The sequence below is a fragment of the Saccharopolyspora spinosa NRRL 18395 genome, from assembly GCF_000194155.1.
Taxonomy (GTDB): Bacteria; Actinomycetota; Actinomycetes; order Mycobacteriales; family Pseudonocardiaceae; genus Saccharopolyspora; species Saccharopolyspora spinosa.
In genome coordinates this window covers 502,722-522,069 of the sequence record NZ_GL877879.1, presented here as the reverse complement: position 1 = coordinate 522,069, position 19,348 = coordinate 502,722, and the positions used below count along the sequence as shown (strand labels likewise).

The 19,348-nt window shown below is 68.9% G+C and carries 13 protein-coding genes and 4 pseudogenes; 8 read left to right on the top strand and 9 right to left on the bottom strand.

Translation table 11 applies throughout. From position 1 onward, the window contains the following. Window positions 1–304 precede the first annotated feature (304 nt). Window positions 305–2,448, top strand: a pseudogene (locus SSPN_RS44900) (helicase-associated domain-containing protein). A gap of 190 nt (window positions 2,449–2,638) precedes the next feature. After that, window positions 2,639–2,845, top strand: a pseudogene (locus SSPN_RS44890) (pyridoxamine 5'-phosphate oxidase family protein); the annotation flags it as partial. 692 nt (window positions 2,846–3,537) lie between these two features. Here SSPN_RS44890 and SSPN_RS0121510 read toward each other — a convergent pair. Genes SSPN_RS0121510 through SSPN_RS0121495 form a run of 4 tightly spaced genes read right to left on the bottom strand, consistent with a single transcriptional unit; the run spans window position 3,538 to window position 8,555 of the window. Next, a complete protein-coding gene (locus SSPN_RS0121510) occupies window positions 3,538–4,134 on the bottom strand; it encodes a GTP-binding protein (protein ID WP_010308583.1) in 597 nt (198 codons plus the stop codon). Further along, on the bottom strand, window positions 4,115–4,861 hold the full coding sequence (locus SSPN_RS0121505) for a DUF742 domain-containing protein (RefSeq protein WP_010308580.1): 747 nt from the start codon (window positions 4,859–4,861) through the stop codon (window positions 4,115–4,117). Before SSPN_RS0121505 ends, SSPN_RS0121510 begins: the two co-directional genes overlap by 20 nt. A gap of 32 nt (window positions 4,862–4,893) precedes the next feature. Then, complete coding sequence (locus SSPN_RS0121500) at window positions 4,894–5,301, bottom strand: roadblock/LC7 domain-containing protein (RefSeq protein ID WP_063713963.1); 408 nt, start codon at window positions 5,299–5,301, stop codon at window positions 4,894–4,896. 20 nt (window positions 5,302–5,321) lie between these two features. Further along, the gene (locus SSPN_RS0121495; RefSeq protein WP_237710679.1) at window positions 5,322–8,555 is read right to left on the bottom strand and encodes a sensor histidine kinase; all 3,234 of its coding nucleotides are present in this window, start codon (window positions 8,553–8,555) and stop codon (window positions 5,322–5,324) included. A gap of 612 nt (window positions 8,556–9,167) precedes the next feature. Here SSPN_RS0121495 and SSPN_RS0121490 point away from each other — a divergent pair. From SSPN_RS0121490 to SSPN_RS0121470, 5 genes and pseudogenes are all read left to right on the top strand, one after another. Next, window positions 9,168–10,187 carry an ABC transporter substrate-binding protein gene (locus SSPN_RS0121490; RefSeq protein WP_010308574.1) on the top strand — a complete coding sequence of 340 codons (1,020 nt, stop codon included), beginning with the start codon at window positions 9,168–9,170 and terminating at the stop codon, window positions 10,185–10,187. A 487-nt stretch (window positions 10,188–10,674) separates the two neighbouring features. After that, a complete protein-coding gene (locus tag SSPN_RS0121485) occupies window positions 10,675–11,688 on the top strand; it encodes an ABC transporter substrate-binding protein (protein WP_029535585.1) in 1,014 nt (337 codons plus the stop codon). 8 nt (window positions 11,689–11,696) lie between these two features. After that, entirely contained in the window at window positions 11,697–12,464 is a 768-nt protein-coding gene (locus SSPN_RS0121480; RefSeq protein WP_029535584.1) for an ABC transporter permease, read from the top strand. Beyond that, a pseudogene (locus SSPN_RS44885) lies at window positions 12,461–13,274 on the top strand (ABC transporter permease). The gene SSPN_RS0121480 and the pseudogene SSPN_RS44885 overlap by 4 nt, the downstream one beginning before the upstream one ends. Before the next feature lie 6 nt (window positions 13,275–13,280). Further along, window positions 13,281–14,159, top strand: coding sequence for an ABC transporter ATP-binding protein (locus SSPN_RS0121470; RefSeq protein ID WP_010308566.1), 879 nt, complete (start codon window positions 13,281–13,283; stop codon window positions 14,157–14,159). A 487-nt stretch (window positions 14,160–14,646) separates the two neighbouring features. Here SSPN_RS0121470 and SSPN_RS62810 read toward each other — a convergent pair whose 3' ends face one another. From SSPN_RS62810 to SSPN_RS44880, 5 genes and pseudogenes are all read right to left on the bottom strand, one after another. Further along, the gene (locus SSPN_RS62810; protein WP_394378865.1) at window positions 14,647–14,799 is read right to left on the bottom strand and encodes a Scr1 family TA system antitoxin-like transcriptional regulator; all 153 of its coding nucleotides are present in this window, start codon (window positions 14,797–14,799) and stop codon (window positions 14,647–14,649) included. 211 nt (window positions 14,800–15,010) lie between these two features. Beyond that, window positions 15,011–15,231 (bottom strand): annotated as a pseudogene (locus tag SSPN_RS51485) (dynamin family protein); the annotation flags it as partial. Window positions 15,232–15,299: 68 nt separating this feature from the next. Continuing rightward, window positions 15,300–16,895 carry a benzoylformate decarboxylase gene (gene mdlC / locus SSPN_RS0121455; protein WP_010308555.1) on the bottom strand — a complete coding sequence of 532 codons (1,596 nt, stop codon included), beginning with the start codon at window positions 16,893–16,895 and terminating at the stop codon, window positions 15,300–15,302. 95 nt (window positions 16,896–16,990) lie between these two features. Then, a complete protein-coding gene (locus SSPN_RS0121450; protein ID WP_010308551.1) occupies window positions 16,991–17,512 on the bottom strand; it encodes an LppU/SCO3897 family protein in 522 nt (173 codons plus the stop codon). Window positions 17,513–17,660: 148 nt separating this feature from the next. After that, entirely contained in the window at window positions 17,661–18,410 is a 750-nt protein-coding gene (locus SSPN_RS44880) for a hypothetical protein (RefSeq protein WP_010308547.1), read from the bottom strand. 367 nt (window positions 18,411–18,777) lie between these two features. Here SSPN_RS44880 and SSPN_RS0121440 point away from each other — a divergent pair, with 367 nt between their 5' ends. Continuing rightward, window positions 18,778–19,314: a sensor histidine kinase gene (locus SSPN_RS0121440; protein ID WP_010308543.1), complete on the top strand. Its 537-nt coding sequence runs from the start codon at window positions 18,778–18,780 to the stop codon at window positions 19,312–19,314. Window positions 19,315–19,348 lie beyond the last annotated feature (34 nt).

The window sequence follows — 19,348 nt, the reverse complement described above, 5'->3', positions numbered from 1 at the left end:
CACCCAAGGGTGCGCAGCGCAACTAATGCCGCGTCGAGCAACGTTGATCAGGCATTGAGGGTGCGGCCGATGTCGCGCCAAATCGGCCTCCACGTGCGGGAGAGGTGCCGGTTTCGCGCGAAATCGGCACCTCTCCAAGGCCGCCCGGATGGTGGGTGGGCTGCGTGATGATCAACAGGCCGGTCGAGGTTCGCAGACCCGGCACCAGGACCGGCGCGCGGACCTCGGCCCGGTGCGATGCATCTCTCACCAGGCGGCGGAGGAGATAGTCGGCGCAGCGCAGCTGCTGGGTATCGTGGAGAGGATGTCATCACTGGCGGATTGGCTGCGGGCACGCAGCGACGAACAGCTCGTCGCCCTGCTGCGCGCGCGGCCCGACCTCGCGACGCCACCACCGGCCGACAACTCGGTGCTGGCGACGCGCGTCGGAGTGCGTTCGTCCGTCGCTCGGGCCTGCGAGGATCTCGATTCCTTCGCCCAAGCCACGCTCGAGGCGCTGGTGCTGCTCGACGCCGACGTCGCCCCGGTGCCGTTGGACGCCGTCGCCGGGCTGCTCGGCCACGACGTCACCGTCGAACGCGTCCGCCGATCGGTCACGCAGCTGCGCGACCTCGCGCTGGCCTGGGGCGAGGACGCCGAGCTATCGGTGTCCACGGCGGCGCGGGAGGCGCTCCCGACCTTCCCCGCCGGGCTCGGCTGCCCCGCCGAGCACCTCACCGAGGCGGCGGCGAAGGCCGCGCTGGCCGACCTCGACGAGGAGGAGCGGCGGTTGGTCGGCAAGCTCGCCGAAGGCGCGCCGATCGGCCGCACCAAGGACGCCGCCAAGCAGGTCCCGCTGGAGCAAGCGGCCAATCCGGTGCAACGGCTGCTCGCCAAGGGGCTGCTGCTGCGACGCGATGCCGAGACCGTCGAGCTGCCGCGCCAGCTCGCGTTGGCCGTGCGCGGCGACCACCCGATGGGCCCGGTGGAGCCCGAGGAGCCGATCCCGGACCTGACCAGCACCGGCCAGTCCAATGTGGACAACACTGGTGGCGGCGCGGCGCTGGAGCTGCTGCGGCACGTCGAAGAGCTGCTTGCCGCCTGGGGCGAGGAACCACCGGAGGTGCTGCGCTCCGGCGGCATCGGCGTGCGCGACCTGCGCCGCACCGCCAAGGCGATCGAGATCAACGAGAACCAGCTGGGCCTGCTCGTGGAGGTCGCGGTCGCGGCCAACCTCCTCGCCAACAGCGAGGGCTCGGAACCCCAGTGGGTGCCCACCATCCAGTCCGACACCTGGCTGGCCTCCCCGCCCGAGCAGCGCTGGGCGACCCTGGCCCAGGCCTGGCTCGACCTGCCCCGGCTGCCGGGCCTCATCGGCGCCCGCGACGAGAAGGACCGGCTGCTCAACCCGCTGTCCGAAGACCTGCGCCGACCGCTCGCGCCGAAAGACCGCCGCCGCATCCTCGACTACCTCGACGAACTGCCGGGCGGACACGGCGCCCGGCCGGACGACGTCGCCGCCGTACTCGGCTGGCGCGCCCCGCGTCGCGGCGGACGGCTGCGCGACGACCTAGTGCGCTGGACCCTCGCCGAGGCGACCGCGCTCGGCGTCGTCGCGCTGCACGCGCTGACCACCGCCGGACGCGTCCTGCTCGTCGACGGCGCGGCCGAAGCGGCCCGGCAACTCGCCGACGCACTCCCCGAACCACTGGACCACGTCCTAGTGCAGGCCGACCTCACCGTCGTCGCGCCGGGCCGCCTCGAACCCGACCTCACCATCGAGATGAAACTCGTCGCAGACGTCGAATCCGCAGGCAGCGCAACCGTCTACCGCATCAGCGAAGGCAGCATCCGACGCGCGCTCGACGCCGGCCACACCGCCGACGACCTGCACTCGCTGTTCCGCACCCGCTCCCGCACCCCGATCCCGCAGTCGCTGACCTACCTCATCGACGACGTCGCCCGCCGCCACGGCCGGCTCCGCGCGGGCACCGCCGCAGCCTTCCTACGCTGCGACGATCCGCTGCTGCTGGCCGAAATCCTCGCCAAACCCGAGAGCGAAGAACTCGAACTCCGCCGCATCGCCCCAACCGTCCTGATCAGCCCCCTGCCACTAGCCGACGTCGTCGCCGTACTCCGCGTCGCCGGATTCGCCCCAGTGGCCGAAGGCCCCGACGGCAACGTGCTCGACCTCCGGGAGAGCGGTCGGCGAGTGGGCGCGGCAGCGCCGTGAGCCCCGAGCGCGGGCGGCCGAGCGCCGAGGCGACGCTGCAGCTCCTGCGCGACGCGGCGCGGCAGCGCCGGAGCGTGTGGCTGGGGTTCGTCGACACGCACGGAGTGCGGAGCCAGCGCGTGGTGCGTCCGGTAAGCGTCGGCGGCGGAATCCTGCAGGGCTTCGACACCAGTAGCGAGGAGCTGGACAACTTCCCGCTGCACCGGATCATGTCCGTCGCACTCGTCGAGGACTGACCGCCCGGCATCCAGAATCTCCGGCCGCACCACGGTTTTCACCGCCACCGCAGGTCAGGCGCCGTGAGTCTTTTTGGCAGCTGTAGCACCCAAAAGACTCACGATCCCGTCATTAGCCGGCACCCGCCTCCAGCCCCAGAGCACCGTCACGCTGGTGTCGGCGCCGGCGTTGTGGAGTCGCAATCCTGGTAGTTGGGCCACGGCCGAGGGCATGGTGACGCTCACCGGCCCGGGAACCGATCCACACGGCCGCGAAGTCGAGGCGCTCGTGGACTACTACCGCATGGCCGCCGGGGAGCACCCGGACTGGGAGGAGTACCGGTCGGTGATGGTGTCCGACCGAAGGGTGCTGATAGCGATGGCGGTCGATCACGTGTACGGCGCCAACATCCGCTGAAGCCGCGCGACGCGTGAGCACTGGTTGAAGCGAACGGACCATCCGCGCCACCTACCGACACGAACAGGCCATTCGCCCCACACCCCCACACCAGGCTGAACGAAGCGAACGGACCATTCGCGCCACCTACCGACGCGAACAGGCCATCCGCCTCACACCAACAACCCCGGCACCCACACCAGGCTGAACGAAGCGAACGGACCATTCGCGCCACCTACCGACGCGAACAGGCCATCCGCCTCACACCAACAACCCCGGCACCCACACCAGGCTGAACGAAGCGAACGGACCATTCGCGCCACCTACCGACGCGAACAGGCCATCCGCCTCACACCAACAACCCCGGCACCCACACCAGGCTGAACGAAGCGAACGGACCATTCGCGCCACCTACCGACGCGAACAGGCCATCCGCCTCACACCAACAACCCCGGCACCCACACCAGGCTGAACGAAGCGAACGGACCATTCGCGCCACCTACCGACGCGAACAGGCCGTTCGCCCCACACCAGTTTCGAGGCAGCGCTGAAGCTCCCGCTGGGGCCCCAACGGGGCAGGAACCCTGCTTTCCCAGTTTTGCCGAGAAACGCAAGGCAGCGCTGAAATCCGGGGACTGGCCACTGTGGACCAGCTTGGCCGGGCCAGGCAGGGTGCAACCTGCACCGCTACGAAGGGGCCTGGAAATCCGGCCTCAAAGCGCCGTGGCCATGCGTTGGCGCATTGCGTGTTCCACCAGGGCGATCAGGGCCTGCTTGGTGGACTCGCGGTTCCGGGCGTCCACCGTGATCATCGGGACGGAGGCGGCGATGGTCAGCGCCTCGCGGATGTCCTCCTGGCGGTGGTTCAGCACGCCGTCGAAGGTGTTCACCGCGATGATGTACGGCAGGCCCCGGTCGTCGAAGAAGTCGATCGAGGCGAACGCGTCGGCCAGCCGCCGGGTGTCGACCAGCACCACCGCGCCGATCGCGCCGCGCACCAGGTCGTCCCACATGAACCAGAACCGGTGCTGGCCCGGGGTGCCGAACAGGTACAGGATCAGGTCCGAGTCCAGCGAGACCCGGCCGAAGTCCATCGCGACCGTGGTGGTGACCTTGCCCGGCGTCGCGCTGAGGTCGTCGACCCCGACGCTGGCCTCGGTCATGACCGCCTCGGTCGTCAACGGCACGATCTCGGACACTGAGCCGACGAAAGTCGTCTTCCCGACACCGAAACCACCGGCCACCACGATCTTCGTCGAGGTCTTCTGGCCGGCCGCATTCGATTGGGGATCAGAGCCTGCGAAGCCCACTGAGCACCCTTTCCAAGAACTCCGTGGACGGCCGACCACCGACGACCATGCCACTGTCGTGAATCAGAACCAGACCGGTGTCGGCCATGTCGCCGATCAACACCCGGACGACCCCCAGCGGGAGGCGCAGATGCGCAGCCACCTCGGCCACCGAGCGGGCCTCCAGGCACAGCTCGGAGATCGAGCGGTGCTCGGCCCTGGTCTGGGTCGCCTGCGAGCGACCGCGTTCGCTGGTGGTCACCAGCGTTTCGATAGCAAGATCATAATCGGTGCGGGTGCGCCCGCGCGTGCGGGCGTAGGGCCGCACCAGGGCACCGCCGTCGAGGTTGTCGGACTCCGGCTGGTCGACGCTGGGGATCGCCGGCATCGAGCCGGAGATCGACGGCATGGACTGGGAAATCGGCGACATCGGCTGCGAGATCGACGGCATCGACTGGGAAACCGACGACATCGACTGCGAGATCGACGGCATCGACACCGACGACGGGCCGCTGTCGTTCGGCCGGGGACCGGCGGCGACCTCGGGCACCGAGTTGTAGCTGGAGCCGAACAGGTCCGCGCCCGGGCCGCCGAACAACGCCCGGTCGTAGCCGCCCATCGACTCCGATCCGTGGCCGGCCGAACCGTCGTTGTCGACGAAGTCGTCCTGCCAGGACTCGGCGCTCAGCCGCCTGTTGTAGAGGCGGAAGAGATCTCCGTCCCAGCTGGGCTCGGAACCGGTGTTCATGGCGAACTCCCCTCAGCGTTCCCCAGCCGGACTCACCGACGCACCATGCCCTGCAGCTGCGCCCGCAGTTCCGGGGTGAGCTGTCGTCCGACCCGCTCCACCAGCAAGGTCATCTCGTAGGCGACCAAGCCGATGTCGGCATTCGGCGCGGCCAGCACCGCCAGGCAGGAACCGTCGCTGATGGACATCAGGAACAGGTAGCCCTGCTCCATCTCCACGACGGTCTGCGTGACCTCACCGGCTTCGAAGCAACGCGCGGCGCCTTGGGTGAGGCTGACCAGCCCGGAGGCCACCGCGGACAGTTGCTCGGCGCGGTCCCGCGGCAAACCCTGGGACCCGGCTAGCAGCAGGCCGTCGGCGGACACCACGACCGAGTGCGCCACGCCGGGGACGCGACGCACGAAGTCGGTGATCAGCCAGCTGAAGCTGTTGCTGCTCATCGGTTGCTGCACGGACCCGTTCACTCCTGCTCCTCGGGACGGCTCGGATTCGAGCGGGGTGGTTCGGTGGAAACCGGTTCGGCCTTGGAATGCCTCCCCCGTTTGACACCCTGCTGGAAGTTCGCCATCCGCCCGCGGACGGCGTCTGCCGAGCGGGTGGCGGCGGGCTTGCGGCGGGGGGGCTGCGGGGCGCGCGGGGCGGCCGAGCCGGGCACCAGGTTCGTCTTGGGCACGCGCTTGGGCAGACCGGCCGAGGTGGTCTCCTGGACCTGCTGGGTCTGCAGCAGGGCCTCGGCGGCCCGCCAGCCGTCGTCGGCCGCGCCCCAGCCGGGATCCGGTGTCGTGGTGCGCGGCACCTCGTCGACGACGGGTTCTTCCAGGATGCGCGGTTGTTCGGTCAGCCGCCTCGGCTCGATCAGCGCTTCGGTCGCCGCCGGGGTGGCCGGTGCGGCCCGGACATTGTCCACATCGGACTCGCGGAACCACTGCGAAAGCACGGCTTCGTAGATCGGCAGTCGTTGGGTCGGCGCATCGTCCATGTCCCAGGAGGCCCCCTCTGGCTCGTCGTCGGCGAACGCCGGCGGTTGGCCTTCGGTGCCCTCAACCGGGCCTTCCTCTTGCACCCGAGCTTCCGACGCCGGCTCCTGCCGGGTTCCGTTGTCCGCGGCGCCCTCGGAGTCCGCGGTGCCGAAGAGGCCACCGCCCGACCCGGATCCGTTCCGTCCAAAGCCGTTGTTTACGGGCTCTTCCAGCCCGGCCGGGAACTCCATCGAGGCGGTCTTCTCGGCCTCGAACGGGTTGTGGAAGAGGTCCGCCGACCCGACGGGTTCTCCTGGTGCCCCGCAGTGCCCGTCGAATTCGTCCGAGAACTGGTTCCCGGTGTTCTCCTCGCTCGGCCACTCCTCGGCGCGGACCTCATCGTCCGCAGGCGCCTTCGACGCATCCTCCCACTCCGGAACGTCTGTGGCGCCGAACGAATCGCCGTTGGAAACGGTCACCGAGTACTGGGTCGACAGCTCGGTGTCCTCGACTTCCGGTTCTTCCTGCTGGGGTTGCGGGTTGAACGCGGTGGCCTGCTCGATGCCGGCCAGCGACGGCAGCGGTGCGCGCTCGGTTGGCTGTTCGACGCCGCGGTCGGGGCTCGCGGCGGCGCGACCGCCGAACGCGGCGGCCAGGCCGAGGTGCGTGCCGGTCTCGCTGAACGCTTCGCGCCGTTCCTCGGCGAGCGCGGCGCGCGGCACGTCGGGCATCGGCCGCGGGCCGTCGGGCGTCAGCTGGACGACGAACTCGCCGGCCAGGTGCACCGTCGCGGTGACGCCGCCTTCCAGGTTGTCGTTGTTGTGCAGCTCGACCCGGATGTCGTGGCGCCGGGCCAGCTGCCCGACCACGAACAGGCCCATCCGGCGGGACACGGCGACGTCGATCTCCGGCGGCCGGGTGAGCCGGTCGTTGATCTCGTCGATCTCGCTGGCGTCGATGCCCACGCCGCGGTCCCGGATTTCGATGACGAGTTCCTGCCTGCGGTAGGCGGTTCGGACGGTGACCTCGGTGTCCGGGTTGGAGAAGACCGTCGCGTTCTCCAGCAGCTCGGCGACCAGGTGCACGAAGTCGTTGACGACCCGGCCCTGGATGGCCAGGTCGGGCGCGTCGACCACGGCGACCCGCGCGTATTGCTCCACTTCGGACACCGCCGCGCCGAGGACCTCGTTGAGCGGCACCGGCCGCATCATCCGGCGGGTCAGGTCGGTGCCGCCGAGGATCAGCAGGTTCTCGTTGTTCCGGCGCATGCGGGTGGCCAGGTGGTCCAGCTCGAACAGGCTGCTCAGCTGGTCCGGGTCCTGCTCGTCCTGCTCCAGCCGGTCGATGAGGGCCAGCTGCCGCTGCACCAGGGTCTGGCTGCGGCGCGCCAGGTTGACGAACAGGTCGTTGACGTTGTTGCGCAGCAGCGCCTGCTCGGCGGCCAGCCGCAGCGCCTGCTGGTGCACTGCGTCGAAGGTGCGGGCCACCTGCCCGATCTCTTCGCCGGAGTACACCGGCACGGGCTGCACCGTGATCTGGTTGGCGCTGCCCGGGTTCTCGTTGACCTTGCTGATCGCTTCCGGGAGGCTCTTCTGCGCGATTTCCAGAGCCCCGTAGCGGAGGGTGCGCAGCGGGCGGAGCATCGAGCGCGCGATGTAGGCCGCGACGCCGAAGGCGACCACCAGCAGCAGCAACAGCAGCGCGGAGTCGCGGATCAGCGACCACCAGGCGGAGTCGGCCAGTTCCTGTGCGTCGTCGTGGAAGTCGGTGAGCACCGATTCCTCCACCGAGCGGACCAGGTCGGTGCGCTTGCCCGACTGGGTGCCCCACTCGAGGGGGTTGATGCGCACCGCTTCCTTGCGGTCGGCCGCGATCAGCGCGGTCTGCTCGATCTGCTCCGAATCGTCCACCTCGGCGCCGGCGACGCGGGCCGCGAAGAGGGCGCGCTGCTCCGGCGTGGCGGCGTTCTCGAACTCCGCGAAAGCGGCTTCGTAGCGCGCGTTGGCGGCGCGGACCGCGTCGGCCTGCCCGGTGAGGAAACCGTTGAGCATCCCGGCGCTGAGCAGGATCGAGCGCTGCTGGGCGAGTTGTTCCTTGGCCCGGCCGAGCGCTTCGGCGGCCCGGGCGGTCTGGCTGACCTGCGTGTTGACCGCGGAGGTGGCGACCATCCGGTTGATCTGCAGCAGCTCTTCGAGCACCGAGTTGTAGGCGACCAGCGTCTGCGGGCCGGTGAAGCGGCTGTTGATGGTGGAGCGCAGGTCGCTGAGGCTGCCGAGGCGGTGGACCGCGCGCTCGTAGGCGTCGCGGACCTCCGGCGAGAAGCTCACGACCTGCTGGTCGAAGCCCTGCAGCTGCCGCACCGCCGCGTCGACCCGCTGGCCCTGCGCGACGTAGTCGGTGCCCGCGCTGCCGCCGTTGGCGGTGGTGAAGACGATCGCGAAGTCGCGTTCGCGCTGCAGCTCGTGGGTCAGGTTCGCGGCCTGCTCGCCGAGTTCGACCTGCTCGACGATGGTGTTCAGCCGCGACTGGGTGGCGAGGCCGTCGTAGACCCGGATTCCGCCGACACCGAGCGCGGCCAGGGTCGGGACGAGCAGGACGGCGGCCATCTTGTACCGGAGGCGCCAGTTGCGCAGCCACCACGTCTTGGACCGACCGGCAGCCGGTTCGGTGGCCGCGCCGGTTCCGGTAGCGGGGTCGTTGTTGAGCATCCCTGTTTCCTGCGCTGCGGCGGACATGTGCGACACCGCCACGGCTAGTTGCCTCTCCAGGCCGCGGCAGTGCTGATCATCGTGTTGGGAAGCCCGCGACCCGACGCGGCGGCGCCAGGTACCCACGAGCGGGTCGACGGTCCCACGACTCGCACCGCGCCCCCGCAGACCCTGACTCTGTCAGCCGGGCTTGCCATCACACTCCCTGGTCACAACGTGCATCCCCCGAAGCAGAGGCCAAGTCACCTCGACGGGCGAGACTATACTTAACTGGGCGTCACAAGTCAGGCCCCCAAGACGAGCGGTCACAACTCCATAAGGTGGTATGAACAACACTGGGCCATCCGTGTGACCTGTGCCTAGTTACAGCTAGTTGTCGGGTTTTGTTCAACGTTCTACAGTTCAGGGGCACCCGCACCCCGCCGCACCACGAAAGACGCAGAACTTCGCACAAGGGTTGAGGCGCCCCGGCGCGTGTGGCCGACGAGGGCCTTCCCCGCTCGTGGCTAAGTCCACCGTGCACCAACACATCTCCCGTATCGCTCGCGGGGTACACCCGCGCCGTCGGCACGGCTGCGCCATCGACACACGCCGCCGCAGCCCACCGTTCCACGTCGCACCCAATGCAAGGAGGAACAGATGAGCCCCGCCCTCGCTCACCGCTCCCTGCCCCGCAGGAGTCTGTTCAGGCTCGCAGGTGGTGCCGTCACCGCCGGTGCGCTGCTGGGCACGAGCGGCTGCGGGCTCCTCGGTGGCTCGCAGGCGGAAAGCGGCGGCAACGGCCAAGTGGAGAAGGCGAACCTGCGCGTCGGCGCGCTGCCGATCAACGACCTGGCCCCACTGCACCTGGCCGTCCGCAACGGCTACTTCCAGCAGGAGGGCCTGACCGTCGAGATCGTCAACGCCCCGGACGGCAGCGCCGCGCTGAACAGCACCATCGGTGGCGACTTCGACATCACCTACAGCAGCTACGTGCCGTTCTTCGCCGCCCAGGCCAGCGGTGCGGCGCAGCTGAAGATCGTCGCGGACTGCGCGGCGGCCGCGCCGAACACCACGGTGATCATGACCTCGCCGGGTTCCGGAGTGCGCACCCCGCAGAACCTCGAAGGCAAGACGATCGCCGTCAGTGGCCCCAACACCATCACCGAACTGCTGGTCAAGGCCACCCTGAACGCCTACGGCGTGAACTACTCCAAGGTGAAGCTCTCGCCGACCCCGTTCATCACCATGCCCGCCGCGCTGCAGCAGCGCCGGGTCGACGCCGCGATCGTCACCGAGCCGTTCCTCACCCTGGCCGCCCGCAACAGCGGTGCGGTGCCGGTGGTCGACACCGACACCGGACCGCTGGAGGACCTGCCGCTGACGGGCTACGGGGCGACCGCGAAGTTCTGCGAGGAGCACCCCAAGACCATCGCGGCGTTCCAGCGGGTGATGGACCGCGCCGTCGCCGAGGCGCAGGACCGCAGCAAGATCGAGCCGCTGCTGCCAGAATTCGCCAAGATCGACAAGGAGACTGCGGCGATCATCACGCTGCTGAAGTTCAACTCCCGGGCCGACGCAACCCGGTTGCAGCGGGTGCCGCGCCTGATGAAGGACTTCGGGTTCATCAACACCGACATCGACGTCGCGAGCATGATCGCGGCCCCGCCGCAGGCCTGACGTTCCCGCTGATCACGAGGCCGTGAGCGCCTACGCTACCATCCCCGGAGACTCGCGGTCCCGGTCGGGCATGACCCGAGGGCGTTGGTCCAGACGACATTCCGTTTCCTCGAATTGTCCAGCGGATTTCGACTCTCCGTCACAGTTCTGTTAGAACGTTGGTCCGCGTGGCGTGAATCACGCAGGTCATCCGTGGGACGAGTGGCAACGAGCTAATCACGCCTGGTTGTCGCGTGTGATCCGAGCTTCTACAGTTCGGGGGCACCAAACCCCCCGCCGCCGCACTGGGAGAAAAGACGCAGCGCCACCGAGTCCCCGCACCACCGGCCCGGAGTCGTTGCGCACTCCGCTAGTCCGCCCGGGTCAACACCGCGACGACGCCGTCCACCCGCAGGCACAACCCGCGACGGCCGCCATCGCCGACCCGCACTCCGCTCCCGGCGCACGGCACGACGGAAAACGCGCACCAGATGCCAGGAGGATCCACATGAGTCCCCTTCCCCGCGCCCTTCCCCGCCGGGATCTGTTGAAACTGGCCAGCGGGATGGTCACGGCAGGTGCCCTGATGGGCACCAGCGGTTGCGGACTCCTAGGCGGATCGGAGGACAAGCAGGGCGGCAACGCCCAGGTCGAGAAGGCGAACCTACGGATCGGCGGGCTGCCCACCAGCGAACTCGCACCGCTGCACCTGGCGGTGCAAAACGGCCACTTCAAGCGCGAGGGCCTCACCGTCGAGATCATCAACGCGCCAGACGGCGGCACCGCGCTGACCAGCACCATCGGCGGCGACTACGACATTACCTTCAGCAGCTACGTGCCCATCTTCGCCGCCCAGGCCAAGGGTGGCACCAAGCTGAAGATCGTCGCGGACTGCGCGTCGAGCACGCCGAACACCTGCATGATCATGGCTTCGCCGGGCGCCCGCGTGCACAGCCCGCAGGACCTCGCGGGGAAGAAGATCGCGATCAGCGGCGCCGGCACCATCTCCGAACTGATGGTGAAGGCCTCGATGAAGGCCAACAGCGTGGACTACAGCAAGGTCCAGTGGATGCCGCTCGGCTTCCCCAACATGCCCAACGCGCTGAAGGCCGACCAGGTCGACGCGGCGTTCGTCGTCGAACCGTTCCTGACGCTGTCCGCCCGCGACGCGGGCGCCATCCCGGTGGTGGACACCGCGACCGGTCCGCTGGAGGACCTGCCGCTGGGCGGCTACGTCTCGACCGCCAAGTTCGCCGACGAGAACCCCAAGACCGTGGCAGCTTTCCAGCGGGCCCTGGAGAGCGCGGTGGCCGAGGCCCAGGACCGCAGCAAGATCGAGCCGCTGCTGCCGCAATTCGCCAAGATCGACAAGGAGACCGCGGCGATCATCACCCTGCTGAAGATGAACTTCCGCGCCGACGCAACCCGCCTCGAGCGGATTCCGCGTCTGATGCGGGAATTCGGCTACATCCAGAACGACGTCGACGTGGCGAGCATGATCGTTGCTCCGCCGCAGAGCTGACTCGGGAAATGACCAAAACACTCCGGGGATTGGTCGGTCTGCTGGGCTTCCTCATCGTGTGGGAAGCCTTCAGCCGGTCAGGAATCGTCCCCCAGCAATACTTCCCACCACCGTCCACAGTGCTCGCCCAGTTCGTCGAACTGTTCGGCGACCGCTCCTTCCTGCTCGACCTGATCGCCACCGTGCTGGCGTGGGCGATCGCGCTGGGCATCTCGATCGCCATCGCGGTGCCCGCCGGGCTGCTGCTCGGCAGCGTCCGCTGGGTCCGGGTGGCCACCCGGGCGATCATCGAGTTCCTCCGGCCGATCCCTTCGGTGGCGCTGATCCCGCTGGCGATCGTCCTGGTCGGGGCGGGCCCGGAAACCAAGATCACACTCGCGGTGTACGCCTCGGTGTGGCCGATCCTGTTCAACACCATCTACGCGCTCGACGAGATCGACCCGGTCATGGTTGATACCGCGCGCTCCTTCGGGTTGGGCCGCGGTCGGGTGATGTTCACCGTGGCGCTGCCGAACGCGGCGCCGTTCGTGCTCACCGGCATCCGGATGTCCGCTGCGGTGGCGCTGATCCTGGTGGTCAGCACCGAGTTCCTGGCCGGCGGCGCCAGCGGCCTCGGCACCTTCGTGCTCGACGCGAGCACCGGCGCGGGCCGGATGGACCTGGTGCTGGCGGGCACGCTGGTCGCCGGGATCGTCGGCTACCTCATCAACGAGGCACTGGAACTGGTGCACAAGCGCGGCTTCCGGTGGAGCGCGGTCGATCGGGAGGCGGCATGATCAGGATGCGCGGATTCCTGCAGCGCTGGGCGGTCTTCATCATCGCGATCGTGGTGTGGGAACTGCTCACCCGCGTCGCGCAGAGCGCGTTCTTCCCGCCCCCGACGCAGATCGTCGGCACCGCGGTGGAGAAGTGGTTCAGCGGACCGGCTTCGTCGCTGTTCCTGACCGACGAGGCTTTCTCGGACATGCTGGCCAGCCTCGGACGGATCGCAGTGGGCTGGCTCATCGCGGTGGTGCTCGGCGTCGCGCTCGGCACCCTCCTCGGCCGGTCCCGCACCGCACTGGACTACTTCGGACCGCTGATGGCGTTCATGCGGGCCATCCCGCCGCCGGTGCTGGTGCCGGTCTTCCTGGTGCTGCTGGGCATCGGCGCGCAGATGCAGATCACCGTGATCGTCTTCGGCGTGATGTGGCCGATCCTGCTGAACAATCCTGCTGAACACCGTCGACGGCGTCCGCTCCGTGGACCAGGTCAAGGTGGACACCGTCCGGTCGTTCCGCATCCCCCGCTCGCACTGGGTGTTCGGGGTGGTGCTGCCCGCAGCGACGCCGAAGATCTTCGCCGGACTGCGGGTGAGCCTGTCGCTGGCGCTGGTGCTGATGGTCGTCTCCGAACTCGTCGGCTCCACCAACGGCATCGGCTACCGGCTGGTCTTCGACCAGCGGCAGTTCGACTTTCCCGCGATGTGGGCGGGCATCGTGCTGCTGGGCATCCTCGGATACGTCCTCAACACCCTGCTGCTCGTGGTGGAGCGCCGCGCGCTGAGCTGGCAACCGTCGCAGGCGCACCAAGTAGTCGGAGGCTGAATTCCAATGACCGAAACCAAGACCATGCTCGAAGTCTCCGGGCTCGGACACCGCTACGGCGGCGGCGGAGGTCACCAGGCCATCGCCGACCTGACGTTCCAGGTGCGCACCGGTGAACTGGCCTGCATTGTCGGCCCGTCCGGCTGCGGCAAGTCGACCATGCTGCGCTCCATCTCCGGGCTGATCAAGCCCACCGCCGGCGACGTCCGGCTGGGCGGCGCCCCCGTGAACGGCGTGCCGACCGACCTGGCCGTGGTGTTCCAGGACTACAGCCGATCGCTGTTCCCCTGGCTCTCGGTGCGGTCCAACGTCGAATTCCCGTTGCGCTCCAGGGGTTTGAGCAAGGCCGAGCGGCGCAGCCGGGCCGACGAGGTGCTGGAGTGGGTGGGGCTGGGCGCTGCCGCGAAGAAGTACCCGTGGCAGCTCTCCGGCGGCATGCAGCAGCGGGTGTCGATCGCCCGCGCGCTGGCCTGCCGGCCGTCGCTGCTGCTGATGGACGAGCCATTCGCCTCGGTGGACGCCCAGACCCGCTTCGAACTGGAGGACCTGCTGCTGCGGGTCCGCAAGCAGTTCGACAGCACGGTCCTGCTGGTCACCCACGACATCGACGAGAGCATCTACCTGGCGGACCGGGTGTTCGTGCTGTCGAAGTCCCCAGCGTCGATCGTGGCGGACCTGGAGATCCCGCTCGGCGACGAGCGGGATCAGATCACCACCCGCGAGTCGGAAACCTTCGTCCACCTCCGCAGCGAGGTGGCCCGCCTCCTCGACGTCCGCAGCGCCCAAGCCCCGGCGGCAGCAGCGGCGGAGACCATCGAGAAGTCCACAGTAGACGATACGACGAAGCAGTTGGCGGAAGCCGAGAAGGCCGACGCCCACAACTGACGCATTCCGGCTGAAGGGCACCTTTAACCGGCAAAGTCGACAACCGGCAATGTCGGCAACCGGCAATGTCGGCAACCGGCAAAGTCGGCCGGAGGTGCCCTTCACCACAAAGCACACCGCCGTACGCCACACAAACGCTCTTTGTCCTGACCACAGGGGATCTGCAGACCCTGCTTGGTCTAGCACACGGCCGGTGGTTGATCGGTATCTATTTGTGCGGTGAGAGCTTTACCCTGCGCTTCTGCTACACGGCTGCTACACAGTTGCTACCCGGAAGATCACAGACATGGACGCCCTAATCAACGAGAACTCCGACGCAAGGCCGCGCCGCTTGTAGCAAGCTGCCATCTTGACGATTTTGTCGAGCTGTTCTGCCATTAGCCGACCACTGCCCACCGCTCGGCCGAGACGGCTTCGTCGAGGATCGCTTCGTCTTCAACAGGGACCGGTTTGGTGAGAATCCCTTGGCGTACTTGTCGAATAGCGATCAGCTACTCAATGCGATCACTCGGCTCGACACCGAACGCCGACAGCAGAGCGCGAGAGAATGCTCCCGTATTTGCAGGAGGCCGGGGATACGCACATAGGCAACTGAATTGATGCGAACTGCCCGGCTCTCGGCGTCCGCGAGCCCGGTCAGTTGAACAGGAACCCCGCCGCCGAACTCCCACCAAACGGCTGGTCAAATTCGCGAACCATCCCCAAGAGCCGCTCACAGGTCTTCCCGGCAACCCTCCACCTGAACCACACCGTCGGGTGCCCCTCACCTCGAAAAAAATCACCTAGCCGGGTAACTCCGCCGCGTCGGCCCTTGACCGGTGACCGGGTGCCAACTCCACTTCCCGCGCGCCCGTCACCGGTAGCGCCACCGGGTTCAGCGCTGCTATCCCCAAGCCCGCCATCGGCATCGCCGCCGCGCGGCCGACGGCGAGCCCGCCGGAGACGCCCATGACCACCAGTAGCTTGTCCTCGGCGGTCGGCGGTCGCTTGTCCGGGGGCGCAGCGCGATCAGCGCCTGCAACCCGCGCGCGAACTGAGAGCGGATCACGTTGAGCTCCTCGGCGGAGAACACAACGAGTTCTCACACAGCCTCTACAGCGCCCAAACGCACTCACGGGGCCTGGCCCGGCGGAACACCGGTCAGTACAGGTAGCGCTGGCCCTGGTCGACCCTGACGTGCAGGAGGGTCGGTCCGGCATGGCCCGCGAACTCCTCCGCGAGGGCCGCGTCGAGCTCCGCCGGGGACTGGACCAGCTTGGCCCGGCAGCCCAGGCTGGTGGCCAGCGCGGCGAAGTCGATGCCACCGAGATCCACGCCGGGCAGCTTGCTGCCGCCCGCCGCCTCGCCCAGCACCGCCACCGCGGCGTACCGCGAGTTGTCCATGATCACGAACGTGACGGGCGCCTGCTCCCGGACCGCGGTCCACACCGACTGGATCCCATACATGCTGGAACCGTCGCCGATCAGCGCGACCGTGCGCCGTGTCGGGTCCGCCATCGCCACCCCGACGGCCGCGCCGATGCCGTAGCCGAGCGCGCCGGAGAACCCGGTGAAGAACCCGCCGTCGGTGGACCGGATCGGGAAGTGCTCGTGCAGGTCGTTGCGGTGGCTGGGGGTTTCCTCCACCACGGCCGCGTCTGCGGGCAGCGCCCCGGCGATCGTGTCGAAGACGTAGGCGGCGGTCATCGGCGTGGACGCGGCCGGTTTCGGCGGCCGCTGGTAGGTCGCCGGCGCGCTCCGCTGCTGCGCCTCGACCTTCTCGTTGACTTGCCGCACAGAGTGCGCCAGCGTGCCCAGCACGCCACGCCCCTCCCGGGCCCGGCCGAGCACCTGCGGGTCGTCGTGCACCAGGAAGAGCTCGGGCAGCTCGATTTCGCTCTCGCCGCGGTACACGTGGTAGGTGAACGCTGGCGCGCCCCACACCACGACGAGGTCGTGCCCGGCGAGCTCAGCGGTCAGCAACCGCTGCTCGGGCTGCAGGAAACCGGCGAACTGCGGGTGGTCCTCGGGGAACGAGCAGCGCGGCGACATCGGCGCCACGTAAACAGCCGCCTGCGCTTTCTCCGCCAGCTCGACGAGGTCCGCGACCACGCCGTCGGCGTCCACCGCCGGGCCGACGACGAACCCCGGGCGCTCGCAGCTCCGCAGCGCCTCGGCGAGGTCGGCGACGGCGGCCGGGTCCGGGGCGGAACCGGGGGTGCGCGGCCGGGCCGTCACCGGCACGCCGGGCTCGTCCCAGTCGTCGGCCGGGATCGACACGAAGACCGGGCCGTACGGCGGGGTCGTCGCCAGCTGGTAGGCGCGCACGAGGGCCGCCGGGACGTCCGCTGCGCGGGCCGGCTCGTAGCTCCACTTCACGTACGGCTTGGGGAAATCGGCGGCGTCGGTGGCACCGAGGAACGGCTCGTCGAACATCAGGGTGCGGGTCTGCTGCCCGGCCGTCACGATCATCGGCGTCCGGTTGCGGTACGCGGTGAAGATCGCGCCGAGCGCGTGCCCCACGCCGCCGGCGGAATGCAGGTTGACCAGCACCGGCTCCCGGCGGGACTGCGCGTAACCGTCGGCCATCGCGACGACCACGGACTCCTGGAGGCCGAGCACGTAGCGGAAATCGTCCGGCCACCCGGTCAGGAACGGCACCTCGGTCGTACCCGGGTTGCCGAACACCGTGGTCAGCCCGAGTTCCCGCATCAGACCCCGGGTGATGTCACGGACCGTGTGGTCCTCGCTGCGCATCGAAGCCCTCCCTCATCGTGCGAGCACCCCTGTTCACCTGCGGGGTTGCCCAGACACGACATCACATCGAGGGCAGCGGAACCAGATCGCGTTGGTCACTGAGCGGAAGGCGCGGTGCACACCGTTCGCGCCGGATCGGGGTAAATCGCGGTCCGGCTGGTCCCGGACGGGCAAACCGCCGGGCCGCCGGTGTTCGACGTCACCCCGGTGACCCGCTCGTTCGCGCCCGGTTCGTCGCAGGGCACCTTGGTCTCGATACCGCCCACCGGGACGCGCAGGCAGTCGCCGACCGCCACGTCCGGCACCAGGCACAACCGCACCCCGCTGGTGCGCCGGGTGTCCCGGCTCGTCGTCGCGTACTCCGGCGGGCACGCCGCCGAGCCCGCGGTGACCTTAGCGATCAGGAAGTCCGACTCGGCGCTGCCGCAGTCGACGCCCCGCCAGCTGGGCTCCGCGGTGTCGGCGTCCGTGATGGCCACGCAATCCCCGGCCTCGGGTTGATCAGCGCTGAAGGTGACGTACGCGACGATGGCGATGGCGATCCCGATGCCCAGCGCACCGATGTAGACGACGCTGCCGATCACCTTCCCCGCCCGGCTGCGCGGCGGATGGCTCATGGGTCCCTCCGGAAACGATCTAGGTCGCGCAAACCTAGTCGAGACGACGGGCCCGCCACGGCCGATCAGCGGAAATGGCCCTATTTAGCGGAAATTCGGGGTCGTGAGTGCAACCGGGCGCGGGGCCCGGTCGCGCACTCACAACCGCTCAGGCGCCCTGCACGTCGCCGAAGCAGACGGTGCGGTCCGCGAAGACGTAGTAGCCCTCGCCCTCCGCACAGGCGATCTTGGGGTCGGTGCTGTTGGCGACCTCGGTCACCTGGTCCTCTGCCGTGCGGCAGTCGATCTTCAGCGGCAGGACGTCGACGGAGTCGTTGAACGCCGTGATGCAGTCGCCCGCCTTGACGTCCAAGACGATGCAGTAGGTCTTGCTGCCGGTGACGTTGCTGTAGTTGTCCCCGCACACCGAGTGGTCGGTGCCGCGCTGGACGTCGACGATCTCGTAGTCCGAGTCCGCGGAACCGCAGGTCGCGGCGTTCATGTCGCCGCCCTTATCGCTGGGCAGGTCGATGCAGTTGCCGACCGCGAACTGGCTGCCGGAACTGGTGCTCGTGCTGGTGCTAGTGCTGCCGGTGTCGGTCGGGCTGCTGCTGGTCGTGCTGCCGGCGTTGTGGCTGGTGTTGCTGCCGCCGTTGCTGTTCACGACCACCAGGATGATCGTCACCACGATGCCGATGACCACCACCGCACCGGCGCCGACCAGGGCGACGATGAGCCCGGTGCGGCTCTTCTTCGGCGGCATTGGGGGCTGGTTGCCCGCGACGTGGCGCCAGAAGTCGTCCGACCCGTTCTGCGGCGGGTACTGGCCCGACGGGTACGACCCCGAGGGGTATTGGCCCGACTGCCCACCGTACGGTCCGGACTGCGCTCCGTACGGATCTTGCGGTGGATAACTCACTGCTCCTCCGGTTTTCTGTTCGCAACGAGCAACTTAGCCGAGACACCCACACCAACAGTGCCCGAACGGGTGATCGCGGCAATGGTGGAACACGCCGCGGAAGCACGCGATCACCGTTCGCAGCACGCCCGCGCTTCCGCGCCGGTTGCCCGGTGCTTTCCAAAGTTCTTCCCAGAAACGCAGCCGAGACTCGGCGACGTGCGATCGAAGCGGCGCAGGACACGGGCTGGCGACGCGCAGTGGTGGCCCCTGGCCCTGCTGGCGCTCAACGCGGCTGGGTCCTTTGGCTGGTGCTCGTGCACGTCGTGCTGATCACGGTCGGGTACGCCGAGCAGGACAGCAGCCCGATGACCGCCTCCGGTCCGATGTGGACGGTCTGGTCGCCGATGCCGACCGGCTCGCGACGATCCTCGAAGACCTGCTGCTGACGGCCGACCCACGCGGCGAGATGCCCCTGCGCCCGGTGGCGCTCACCGAGCTCGCCGAGCAGGCGGTGTCCGCCGCTCGCCCGGCAGCCGAGCGGCAGGGCGTTTCGGTGCGGCTCGAAGCGCCCGGCCCGATCGAGGTCATCGGCTTCGATGCGGGCCTGCTGCGCGCGCTGAATGCGCTGCTGGACAATGCGGTCCGGCACGCGCGGGCTGACGTGCGGGTGGTGCTCAGCACCGATGCGCGCTCTACGCTGGTCCAGGTGGTCGACGACGGGCCCGGCATCGACCCGGCGATCTTGCCGACGTTGTTCAAGCGGTTCGCCTCGGCGCCCGGGGGCACCGACCGCGGGACCCGGCGCTACGGCCTCGGGCTGGCGCTGGTCAGCGAGATCGCGGCACGGCACGGCGGGTCCGTCTCGGCCCGGCGCCCGGATGCCGGGGGAACCGCGCTGCGGTTGGTCCTGCCGGCCCGCTGAGCTCGCACCGCAACCGGCGAAGCACCCCGCTACC